This is a genomic window from Kocuria sp. CH-021 (genome assembly GCF_049716185.1).
In the GTDB taxonomy this organism is placed as follows: Bacteria; Actinomycetota; Actinomycetes; order Actinomycetales; family Micrococcaceae; genus Kocuria; species Kocuria cellulosilytica.
The window spans coordinates 1-11,315 of record NZ_JBNAFK010000037.1; the positions used below are offsets into that span (position 1 = coordinate 1).

At 68.8% G+C, this 11,315-nt stretch carries 7 protein-coding genes and 1 pseudogene; 4 read left to right on the forward strand and 4 right to left on the reverse strand.

Translation table 11 applies throughout. The features are described from left to right. Nucleotides 1-89 precede the first annotated feature (89 nt). Nucleotides 90-611 (forward strand): aquaporin, encoded by a 522-nt coding sequence (locus tag ACPYN7_RS17635; protein WP_424348511.1) that lies wholly within the window; start codon nt 90-92, stop codon nt 609-611. 185 nt (nt 612-796) lie between these two features. Here the strand turns inward: ACPYN7_RS17635 and cydD are convergent, their stop codons facing one another. Genes cydD through ACPYN7_RS17650 form a run of 3 tightly spaced genes read right to left on the reverse strand, consistent with a single transcriptional unit; the run spans nt 797 to nt 6,946 of the window. After that, complete coding sequence (gene cydD, locus ACPYN7_RS17640; protein WP_144943349.1) at nt 797-4,243, reverse strand: thiol reductant ABC exporter subunit CydD; 3,447 nt, start codon at nt 4,241-4,243, stop codon at nt 797-799. Next, nucleotides 4,240-5,334 (reverse strand): cytochrome d ubiquinol oxidase subunit II, encoded by a 1,095-nt coding sequence (gene cydB, locus ACPYN7_RS17645; protein WP_019311286.1) that lies wholly within the window; start codon nt 5,332-5,334, stop codon nt 4,240-4,242. The genes cydD and cydB overlap by 4 nt, the downstream gene beginning before the upstream one ends. A gap of 28 nt (nt 5,335-5,362) precedes the next feature. Next, entirely contained in the window at nt 5,363-6,946 is a 1,584-nt protein-coding gene (locus ACPYN7_RS17650; protein WP_019311285.1) for a cytochrome ubiquinol oxidase subunit I, read from the reverse strand. A gap of 108 nt (nt 6,947-7,054) precedes the next feature. Between ACPYN7_RS17650 and ACPYN7_RS17655 the strand changes: the two genes are divergently transcribed. From ACPYN7_RS17655 to ACPYN7_RS17665, 3 genes are all read left to right on the forward strand, one after another. Further along, nucleotides 7,055-7,441: a BlaI/MecI/CopY family transcriptional regulator gene (locus ACPYN7_RS17655; RefSeq protein ID WP_257879654.1), complete on the forward strand. Its 387-nt coding sequence runs from the start codon at nt 7,055-7,057 to the stop codon at nt 7,439-7,441. A 6-nt stretch (nt 7,442-7,447) separates the two neighbouring features. Then, a complete protein-coding gene (locus tag ACPYN7_RS17660) occupies nt 7,448-8,398 on the forward strand; it encodes a M56 family metallopeptidase (RefSeq protein ID WP_019311283.1) in 951 nt (316 codons plus the stop codon). 376 nt (nt 8,399-8,774) lie between these two features. Beyond that, the gene (locus ACPYN7_RS17665; RefSeq protein ID WP_143709872.1) at nt 8,775-10,325 is read left to right on the forward strand and encodes a M23 family metallopeptidase; all 1,551 of its coding nucleotides are present in this window, start codon (nt 8,775-8,777) and stop codon (nt 10,323-10,325) included. 13 nt (nt 10,326-10,338) lie between these two features. Here the strand turns inward: ACPYN7_RS17665 and ACPYN7_RS17670 are convergent. Next, nucleotides 10,339-11,177 (reverse strand): annotated as a pseudogene (locus ACPYN7_RS17670) (IS5 family transposase). Nucleotides 11,178-11,315: the final 138 nt, after the last annotated feature.

An 11,315-nucleotide genomic window follows, 5' to 3' on the forward strand; every position in this document is an offset into this window, starting at 1 on the left:
CCGCTGCGTCCGCTACGCTCCCGGAAGCGGCATAACCGAAACGACACCGTGTCCAAGACCCGGGGTCAAGACCCGTCGCCCTCGGCTACGTGGTGGCCCAGGTGCTCGGGGCGCTGGTCGCGGTGGGCATGCTGTGGGCGGTGCTGATGACACTGATTGATGCCTCCACCACCGCCCAGGCCTTGGGGGCGGTGGCCAACGGCTACGGGGAGAACTCCACCTCCCAAGCCGGTTGGTCCACCGTGCTTCTGGTCGAGTTCGTGGCGACGACGCTGTTCGTCCTCGTGGTCCTGGGCTCGGCAGCCCCACGGGCCAACGCGGTCCTGGCCCCGGTGGCGATCGGGGCGAGCTTCGCCTTCCTGCTCACCATCCTGGCGCCTTTCGACGGCGGGTCGCTGAATCCGGCCCGCTCCACCGGCACCGCGGTTATCGGGGGTGTTGAAAGCCTGTCTCAGCTGTGGCTGTTTTGGGTTGCCCCGTTGCTGGGGGGTCTGGTGGCGGGTCTGATCTACCGTGTGGTAGATCTGGGCCGCTCACCCCGCCGCGCCACCGTGCCGCCCGCCGAAGACGCCACAGCGAGCACCGACACCTCCATCGCCCCGGGAGCGTGAGGGAGCCGAGCGGTGTCTCGTCACGGGATGGTCCTACTCGCCATGGCGTCTTCTCGGAGCCTTCCGGATTAACCCGTGCCAGCGCAGGTCAGCCGGGCGCCGGCGCTGAGGACGGGTCGAGCAGAGTCCCCGGAAGGGCTGTATCCCATCTGGGACGCCTGGAATTTTCTGCGTTGGCGGGACGGTCAGGGAACACGCGTCAGTGACCGGTCGCCGTTTCTAGCCTGCGCATGGTCACTGGTCTGTGCATGGTCACTGGGCTGTGGTGCGCAGTGCTGGTGCGCTCCTGGCAGGTGGAGGCGAACGTCTGCTCCAGTGCGTTGTTCGGCGTGGTGGGTCACGAGCACGACGATGCGGTCGGACAGTGCTGAGCGCAGGTCGGAGATCAGCGAGTGGGCAGCGGGTGCGTCGAGGTGAGCGGTGGGTTCGTCGAGGAGCAGGACGTCGGCGCGGGTGAGCAGCGCCCTGGCGACGGCGATGCGTTGTCGTTGGCCTCCCGAGAGGCTCCCTCCGCTCGGGCCGACTGGTGTGTCCAGGCCCTGGGGCAATCCACCCATGAAGGACTCCAGGCCCACGCGGGTAAGGACCTCATGCATGTCCTCATCGGTGGGCCGATCGTTTTTCCCCCGGGCGAGCAGGAGGTTCCCGCGGATGGTGGAGTCGAACAGGTGTGCCTCCTGGGGGCACCAGGCGAAGCGTCGCCGCAGCTGCCGGGCGTCGAAGGTGGTGCTGTCGGAGCCGTTGACCTGCCATGAGCCCTCCGCGGCGGGCAAGTGGCCCAGGAGGGTCGCCAGCAGGGTGGATTTGCCTGAGCCGGAGGGACCTTCAACGACGAGCCACCGGCCCCGGCGCACGGTGGCCTGGAGGTGGCGGAATGCCGGGGCCGGCGCCTGCGGCCAGGTGACGGCCAGGTCGGCCAGCGTCAGCTCTTGGACCTGAGCCGGAACCAGCCCGGCGGGGGGCCGAGGTCGCTTATGGCGGGTGGTTGTGGCGGTGACGGCATGGACCTTGCGCAGCGACTGGGCCAGCGCGGGCCACTGCTGTACCGCATCGACCGCGCCGAGCAGCGGATCGATCAGGCCCAGGGGCAGCAGCACGAGTGCGGCGACGACCGGTGCGGAGATTGTGCCTGCCGCCCGGGCTTCGGCGGTGGTTGCCAGCATGAGCACGGAGGAGAGGGAGCAGGCCAGCACCACGACGGCCTCGCCCAGGCCCCGCGCCCAGGCAGTGGACCGGGTTGCGGTGTCCGCGGACTGCTCGAGGTCGTCGAGCCGGGCGAGCATGTCCTTGGCTCGATCGTTGGCGCGCAGCTCGTCGGAGGCGGCGACCATCGCGGCGAAGCGGCGGATCACGCTGGAGCGCACGACGGTGAGGTGGCGGGCCGCGGATCGGTCGGCCAGCAGCGCCGCGACGGGCCCGGCGAGCAGCCCGCCGAGGACGGCGACCAGTAGCGTGGGCACCGCGCTGGGGCACAGGGCCATGACGGCGACGACAGCCCCCAGGGCGGTGCCGGCCCCGGCCATCGGTGGCAGCAGGACCCGGGGGGCCAGGTCGCGGACCCGGTCGGCGGCGTCGACCAGGTGCTCCAGGGCCGCCCCACCGGTGGCTAGAACCCGGGAGGCCAGGCCTCGGGCGGCCAGCCCGGCCCAGATCCGGGACCTGAGCTCGGTGGTGGCGGACAGGACGGCGTCGTGGGTGGCCAGTCGTTCGGCGTAGCGCAGCACGGCGCGGCCGATGCCGAAGAAGCGGACGCCGACGATGGCGACCATCAGGTACATGATTCCCGGCTGCTCGCTGGCGCGCACGATTAGCCAGCCCGACAGCGTGGTGAGGGCGGCGGCGAACAGGGCTGAGGCCGTCCCCAGGGCCGCTGCCCCCAACATGCGCCAGCGAGTGGAGGCGAGGAACGCCCTGAGCTCGCCCAACGCACCACCGGAGGTCTCGGCGAGTGAAGAAGTGAACGCCTCGCCCTGGCGATCGGAGGCCTGCTGCTCCTCCGGGGCGGTGGTTCCTGGCTGGCGATGCGCCCCCTCCCCGCGGGGGCTGGCGGGCTGCCCCAGGAGCACTTTCTGGTCGGCGAGGGCGGTGATCTCGGTTTCGTGGGAGGCCAGGATCACGGTGGTGGTGCCGCGCAGGTTGTCGATGAGGTTTCTGATGCGGTGCGCGTTGGTGGGATCGAGGTGGGCGGTGGGCTCGTCGAGGAGCAGCAGCCGGGCCCCGGCGGTGATGCGGACCAGGCCCCGGGCCAGGCCCAGGCGGCGCAGTTCCCCGGGGCTGAGTTGGTTCGGGTCCGCCTCGGCCAGCCCGGTCAGTCCGACTCGCGCGAGGGCGTGGTGGGTGGAAGCGGTGTCGTGGGCGTAGAGCTGGATCTCGTCGAGGACGGTCTCGCCGACGGTGTGGATGTGCTGAGGCACCCAGGCCACTGCAGCCGGGTCGATCCCGTGGATGGTTCCTTTTTGGGCTTCGATGGTTCCGGCGAGGACCCCGAGCAGGGTGGATTTGCCGCTGCCGCTGGGGCCTTCGACGCTAGTGATAGTTCCGGAAGGGATTTCGGCGTCGAGACCGGATACTGCTGGGGAGGGCCGTCCTGGGTAGCGCACGACCACGCCACTGATTCGCACCGCGGGTGCCTGGTCCGCTGGGGTGTCCGGCTGGGGGTTGATCGTTGCGGGGTTCGATTCCGGTGGCGTCGGTCTGCGGATGTCGGGGGCCGGGGGCTCGGCGACGATCTCACGGGAGCAGTGCAAGGCTGCCATGCCGTCCTGGGAGGCGTGGAAGGCTGCGCCGAGGTCGCGGAAGGGGGCGAAGCATTCGGGGGCGAGGATGAGGGCAATGAGTCCCACCAGGAGGTCGAGGTCACCGTAGACGAGGCGCACGCCGACGAACACCGCCACGACGGCGACCGAGAGCGTGGCGATCAGCTCGAGCACGAGCGCGGAGAGGAACGCGGTGCGCAGGGTCACCATGGTTGTGTGCCGGTGCTGCTCGGAGACATCGCGCAGCGCCGCAGCCTGCTCCTCGATCCGTCCCAGGCCCACGAGGACGGGCAGTCCACGGGCGAGTTCGACCAGGTGGTGGGAGAGTCGTTGAAGGGCGGCGGAGGACTCCTCAGCCTTGTCCTGGGAGTGCAGCCCGATCAGTGCCATGAACACCGGAATCAGGGGCACGGTGAGCACGATGATGAGGGCGCTGACCCAGTCGGCGGCCAGGATCCGCGCCCCGACCAGCAGAGGCACGGTGGTGGCGGCGGTGACCGAGGGCAGCACGCGCGCGTAGTAGTCGTCGAGGGCGTCGAGGCCGATGGTGCCCACAGTGGTCGTGGCGCCGACGTCGTGGCCGCCCCCGGCCAGGAGGCGGGTGGCGAGTTCTCGGCGCAGCCCCCGCTTCGCCCGACCGGCGGCGCGGACGGCGACGACCTGGGTGGCCCAGGTGGTTGCGGCACGCAGCAGCCCGGCACCGACCCCGACCAGCAGAGCCCGTTGCCAGGCCGCCGTGTCATGAGCGATGACCCCGACGATGCCGCGGGCCAGGGCTTCGGCCATGCCGATCAGAGCCAGAGCCTTGAGCGCTCCGAGGAGGCCGAGGGTGAAGACTGTGGCAGCACCACCGGGGCCCAGCGGGGGACGTTTCATGCCTGCTGGTTCCCGTCCGTGCCCGTCCCCGGCACACCCTCACGTCGGGTACCCGCGGCGCGGCTCGGGGCAACGGCGGGAAGGACGGGGTGGGGGGCGGGAAGATGGCCGGTGGTCAGGCGCCGGCGGAACACCCAATAGCTCCAGCTCTGAGCGAGCATCACCGAGGGCAAGCCGATGGCCGCCACGACGGTCATGACCCCCAGGGTGTAGTCGCTGCTGGAGGCGTTGGCCACCGTCAGGTGGTGGGCGGGGTCGATCGTGGAGGGCAGGACCACGGGGTAGACGTTGGCGAAGATTGAGGTAAGGCCGCAGAACAGCAGTGCGGCGGAGCCGGCGAAGGCGCGGCCTTCCCGGCCCAGGCGGGCGCTGGTCCACCCGAAGAGCGCGGCGACGACCGCGGCACCGACCAGGGGCCAGGTCCAGGCCTTGTCGTGGAGCACTTGAACGGCCAACACCCACACGGTGAGCGGCACCAGCGCGGCCGGGCCGAAACGGAGGAGGAACTGGCGGGCACGCACCCGGACCGGGCCCTCGGTCTTCAGTCCCAGGAAGGCCGAGGCGTGCACGAGGCAGAAACCGACCAGCGCCAGCCCACCGAGCAGCGCGTAGGGCGTGAACCAGGCGAAGGCCCCGCCGACGCGGTCGCCGTTGGCGTTCAGCGGCAGGCCCGTAGTGGTCAAAGCCAAGGCAGCACCGAGCCCGAAGGCGACCAGGAACGATCCCCCGCCCAGGGCCCGGTCCACCCACCGCCGCCACCGGTCGCTGTGGACCTTGCCGCGGTACTCGATGGACACCGCCCGGAAAATCAGCCCGACCAGGACGAACACGAAGGGGACGTACAGGGCAGAGAACAAGGAGGCGTACCAGTCGGGGAAGGCGGCGAAGAGCCCGGCGGCTGCGGTGATCAGCCACACCTCGTTGCCGTCCCACACCGGGCCGATGGTATTGAGCATCTGCCGGCGCTGGCGCTCATCGCGGGTACTGGTGAGCATGAGCATCCCCACGCCCAGGTCGAAGCCGTCCAGGAGGATGAACCCGGTCCACAGCACCGCGATGGCGATGAACCAGAGAGTGGGAAGCAGTTCCATGTCAGGGGCCGTTCTGTGGTCGTCGGGCTCAGTAGGCGAAGGCCAGCACGTCATCGCGCCGACCGGTCATGCCCTCGGGATGGGCGGGGTCATCTTCGTGGTGGGCGAGCTCGGGCATGGCCGAGGCGACCCCGCCGCGCACGTAGCGCACGAGCAACCTCGTCTCCACCACCAGCAGGACCGCGTAGATCAGCCCGAGGGTGATGAGGGAGAAAAGGATCTCCTCCCCGCTGACTCCCGGGGAGACGGCAGCGGCGGTGTACATGTACACCCCGTCCACACCACTGGGGTTGGGATTCGGGACGACCACGAACGGTTGCCGTCCCATCTCGGTGAACACCCACCCGGCAATGTTGGCCCCGAAGGGTGCCAGGATGGAGGCCACCGCCACCCACATCAAGGGCTTGGAAGCCGGGACGGTGCCCTTCCGGGTGAGCCACAGCGTCAGCGCCGCGAAGCCGGCGGCGAGCATGCCGAAGCCGATCATCAGGCGGAACCCCCAGTAGGTGACCTCCATTAGGGGCAGGTAGTCGATCTTTTGGCCGGCCCGTTCGCCGTACATGGGGTCTTCAGGCAGGTGGGTGCCGTAGGCGGCCTCGTACTGTGGGATGAGGGTGTTCACGCCCTTGACTTCGGTGTCGAAGTCCCCGTGGGCCAAAAACGACAGCAGGCCCGGGATCTCGATGACGTTGGTCACCTGGTCACAGTCCTGGGCTCCGAGCGGGCCCACGGCCAGCACCGAGAAGCTGGTGCCATCGTGGCAGGCCGCCTCAGCGGCGGCCATCTTCAGCGGCTGCTGGTCGAACATGAGCTTGCCCTGCAGGTCCCCGGTGGCGGCGACCCCGCCGAAGGCGACGGCGGCGACCACCGCACCGATGCGCAGGCTGGACAGCCACACCGCGTGGTCGACCCGGTCCCGCCCGGGAATATCGGCCCGCTCTCCCACGACCACGGCACCGGAGTCGTCGACGGTGTCGATGTTGTCCCGGCGGCGCTGCCACAGCTGGTACCAGGAAACCCCGATCAGGAACGCCGCGCCCACTGCCACCGCTCCGGCCAGGGTGTGGGAGTAGGCCACCAGGGCCGTGTTGTTGGTCAGCACCGCCCACACGTCGTTCATCACCGGGCGGCCGTCCACCATCTCCACGCCCACCGGGTGCTGCATCCAGGAGTTGGCGACGATGATGAAAAAGGCCGAGACCACGGAGCCGAGCACCGCGGTCCACAGCGTGGCCAGGTGCAGCTTCTTGGGCAGGCGGTCCCAGCCGAAGATCCACAGGCCCAGGAAGGTGGACTCGAAGAAGAAGGCGAGCAGGCCCTCCATCGCCAGCGGTGCGCCGAAGACGTCGCCGACGAAGCGGGAGTACTCGCTCCAGGCCATCCCGAACTGGAATTCCTGCACCAACCCGGTGGCCACGCCCATGATGAAGTTGATCAGGTAGAGCTTGCCCCAGAACTTCGTCATCCGCAGCCAACGCTCGTTGCCGGTGCGCACCCACATCGTCTGCATGAGCGCCACCAGCAGACCCAGCCCGAGCGTGAGCGGGACCATCACGAAGTGGTAGACGGTGGTGATCCCGAACTGCCACCGGGCGATCTCCAACGGATCCATGGGTTGTCCCCCAAGCCTTTTTACAGTGGTGTAGAAGTAGTTCTACGAGTCGTAGAACTACTTCTACACCACTGTAGAACACGTGGGTCGGTCCGCTAGAATCAGCTGGTGGCAACCAACGAATCGAAACGTGCAACCTCCTTAGGTGACCTGGAGCGATCCATCATGGAGATCCTCTGGCAGGCGGACACCCCCCTGTCGGCCTACGACCTCCAGGACCAGCTCCCCCTAGCCACCGACAGCGGTCGCCCCCGCGCCGCCACCACCGTGCTCACCGTCCTGTCCCGCCTGGAGCGCAAAGGCTTCGTCACACGGGAACGCACCTTCCGCCCCCACCGGTACCACGCCGCAGCGTCCCGCGAAGAGCACATGGCCTCCCTCATGCACGAGGTCCTCGGAACAGCCAACGACCGGGCCGCCGTACTCGAACGCTTCGTCGGGGGCGTCAGTTCCGAGGAGGCACAAACTCTGCGGCGCCTCCTCGACGACCACTGAGTCCATGTGATCAGCGCCTCGATCGGCCTCGCGGCATTTGCTCTCGCCCTGGCCTGGCCCGTCCCGATCCTTTTCTCGCACGCCAAGTGGCCGACCCGCGCCCCCGCCACCGCACTGGTGCTCTGGCAGGCCGTCGCCCTGGCCGGCGGGCTGTCGATGCTCGGGGCCTTGCTCACCTTCGGCCTGGCCCCTTTTGGGCCGGACTTGGTCACGGGCGGCATCAGCTTCGCCGCTAGCTTCTTGGGAGATCAGCCATGGGTGCCCGCAGGCCCGATGCACATCCTCGCGCTGTCCGGAGCAGTTCTGCTCGGCGGGCATCTGCTGCTGAACCTGATGGTCACGATTGTGCGCGCCGAACGCGATCGCCGGCGCCATGCCCAGCTGGTCCTGCTCCTGAGCACACCGTTGCCCGATGCCCCCGGCACCCGGCTCCTCGACAACCCCGCCCCTGTCGCCTACTGCCTCCCGGGGGCGTTCACCACGATGACCGTCCTCTCTGCCGGATTGCTGTCACTGCTCGATGAAAACGAGCTGGACGCGGTGATCGAGCACGAGAAGGCACATGCCACCCAACGCCATGACATCGTGCTGATGCTATTCCGCGCCTGGAAGGCTTCCCTGCCCTGGTTCCCCATCGCCGACCGCGCTCACCGCGAAGTCGGGCTCCTCGTCGAGATGCTCGCCGACGACCGCGCCCGCCGGAGCGTCGACGACCGTACCCTCGCCCGAGCCGTCGCCCTTGTCAGCACCGGTGGATCCGCTGCTCCCTCGCACCGCTTCCAAGGCACCTGGACAGGCGCGGCCCCTGCCGAGGACGCCCGTCATCGCATCCTGCGACTGGAGGCCACGCCCGTGCCGGCGGGACAAAAGGCAACAGTCATCGGCGCAGCCGCTGCGCTCATCATCGTGCCCACCATCTTGCTGCTCGCCCCCGGCCTCACCAATCTGCTCGACTGACCACAGGCGCGAACCACCCTGGCTGCCACGGCAACACCTGACCCATGACTCGGCGCCCTGACACCGAGATCTACCGCGTCACATGAGGTACATCAGCGCCACTTTGCCACCGATTCAGGAACCTCGAATCGGAGGGCGGCAGCTCTGCGCGTCATACAGCGTTGCGTGCCCGCACGACACCGCATTAACGGGAGCGAAGACGTATCCTCAGGAGGATTGTCCGTGCTCCTACGCGCACACCAATGTTTGATGCCTGCGGTCCGTTGCTCGATCTTTCCGTCGTTGCCCGCGACGTCCTGGGGGAAACACCATCATGCCCCGTGACTCCTCTCGCCGCCCTGCCAAGCCCGACCTCCGTCACCGCGCCTCCTCGCCGGTGAGCGCCCTCGCCGCGTTCTCGGCCCTCGTGGCGCTGAGCGTGGCCGTCAGCTCGGGCGTCACTCCGGGGGCCGGCGAAGAACGAGGGGCTGCCTTCGGGGTGTCGGCGGGCTCCTCGGCCTCCTCGGAGCGGTCGGACAGCGGGTGGAGCCTCTTCGCGTCAGGTCAGGAGCGGCAGCACCCTCCGGCGGCACCGTTGCGGCAGAACCGTTCCACCTCGCCCGTCCGTGACGGCGCCGCAGGCAACGGGTCCTGGCGCCAAGGCACCGGGCCGGGCGACGCCGCCCGGAACGCGGCCTCGACGGTGCGCCCGGGGCGGCACGCACCGAGGCTGTACTCGGGCGAGCTTCCCGTCAACACCCTCATCGCCCCCACCACTCCCGGGGCCGTCCTGACCGGGGGAACCTTCGGGTGGCGGATCGCCCCCGATCGCGGCGACCGCGAGTTCCACAACGGCACCGACGTTTCCGCCGCCGCAGGGCTGCCGGTCGTGGCGGCCGCCGAGGGCGAGGTGACGGCCGTGTTCTGGGACGTCTGGGGCGGCAACCGTGTGGAGGTCACCCACGCGGACGGACTGAGAACCACCTACAACCACCTCCAGGACGTCAGGGTGGCCACCGGTGACCGGCTGACCGCGTCCGAGCAGCTCGGTTCCGTCGGTGCCACCGGAACCCGGGTCACGGGACCAAATCTGCACCTCGAGACCTGGGTCGACGGGCAGGCCGTGGACCCCCAGTCCTTCGACTGGGTCGACGGTCTCCGCGTCATTCCCGCCTCCCGCAGCAAGTACTCCTTGGAGGTGCCCGTGCCGGCTCTCCCGGAGGACGAGACCGCCGCCAAGAAAAAGGCCGCCTCGGGTGAGGACGCTGCAGGGCAGAAGAAGGCCTCCCAAAAGAAGGCTGCGGAGCAAAAGGCCGCTGCGACCAAGAAGGTCACGAAGGAGCCACAGCCCACGGCCGAGCCTTCCTCTCCTGCAAAACCCAGCCCCACACCGACTCCTGCACCGCCAGCAGCGCAAAAGCCCACGGCCCCCCAGACCAAGCCGGTAGAGCCCGCCAAACCAGCACCTGCTGCGACCCCGCCCGGGCCCAAACCCGCACCGTCCAAACCCGCACCGCCCAAACCCGCACCGCCACCGTCCGCGGACACTGGGAAAGAGAAGGAGCTCCTGCCCGGGGTGGCGCCCCGGGTTCCGGACACCGAACGGGACACCGATCGCGACGGCACCCTCGACATTGAAGACACCGACCTCGACGGGGACGGCATCGACAACGAGGCTGACGACAACCTCGACGGCGATAAGTTCATCGATGAGGTTGATCCGGACATGGATGGGGACGGTCTGCTCAATGAAGGGGACCCGGACATCGACGGGGACGGCATCCTCAATGACAAGGAAGGGGAGCCCATACGCCCGGCACGCATGGCGACCACCAAACCAACCCCCGAGACTGGTGAGCCGAGCGATCCTGTAGAGATCACGGCCCCTACCCGGGGAACTCAGACTGCCGGAACCTCGCCGGTCAACGGTGCAGTGCCGGCCCGCTGAGTTACACCTGGTCTCATATCTTGGTCTCCTGGCGCAGTCGGTGGACGTTGATGAGCGTGAGGGCGAGCAGGAGCAAGGGGGTCAGACCAGGGTGGCTACGGTGCGGTCATAGCGGAGTCCGAGGCGTTTGAAACGCAAGACCCCCGAGTTGGTGCGCTCGACCACCCGCCGGTGCCGACTTAGGTGGGTCTTGGCTTCGACCCCACGGCGGGTATCACGCACCTTGATGCCCCCGCCGGTGCAGGTACCGCCGGCACCTTGGGTAGGCGAAAACCCTTGTCCGCGTGCAGCTTCACCGGGCGGCGCCGTGGCCGCACAAGGTGTCGGAGCTGACCGCGCACACCGGGGTTGGTCCCCATCGGGGGTCGAAGAGCCGGCTGTCGTGGGTGTTGGCGGCCGGGGCGAGAACGTGCAGGGGCAGGCCGTTGCGGTCGGTGAGCAGGTAGTACTTGGAGCCCGGGTTCGCGTGGTCGGTGGAGTTCGGGCCGGTCAGCTCGCTCCCCTTTTTTGGGCCCGTACCGACACCGAGCCGATGCTGGCCCCTGCCCAGTCGAGGATCTGCTTCTCGGAGAGCTCCTCGAGCACGGCCCGGTGGGGCTTCTCTCAGACCCCGGCCGCCTGTCACTCGCGCAGACGCAACCAGGCGGTGTGTCCGGACCCGCGCCCCAGAGTCGGTGGCAGGGCCGCCACCGACACCGAGGTATGCAGCACGAACAAGATGCCCTGCACAGCGGCCCGGTCATCGATCCGCGGCCGCCTACCGGGACCTCGCGGCGGCGGCAGGGGCGGGATGAGCGGGGCGATCAGCTCCCACAGTCGATCATCCACTGCGGCTTCATCGTGGCCATACAGGAATGGTCACCCAGCCGGACGAGGGCGATCAACGATCGGCCAGGTCTTGAGAACAGATGTACGGGGCTTGACCCTTGATCTTGGACACGCGGTATCCAGCACGATGCTGGGGAAGCGAGAATCCAAGGATGGCCAGGA

Coding starts and splice junctions, on each gene's coding strand:
- cydD (WP_144943349.1), bottom strand. CDS start 4,243: ATGAAACGTCCCCCGCTGGGCCCCGGTGGTGCTGCCACAGTCTTCACC.
- cydB (WP_019311286.1), bottom strand. CDS start 5,334: ATGGAACTGCTTCCCACTCTCTGGTTCATCGCCATCGCGGTGCTGTGG.
- ACPYN7_RS17650 (WP_019311285.1), bottom strand. CDS start 6,946: ATGGATCCGTTGGAGATCGCCCGGTGGCAGTTCGGGATCACCACCGTC.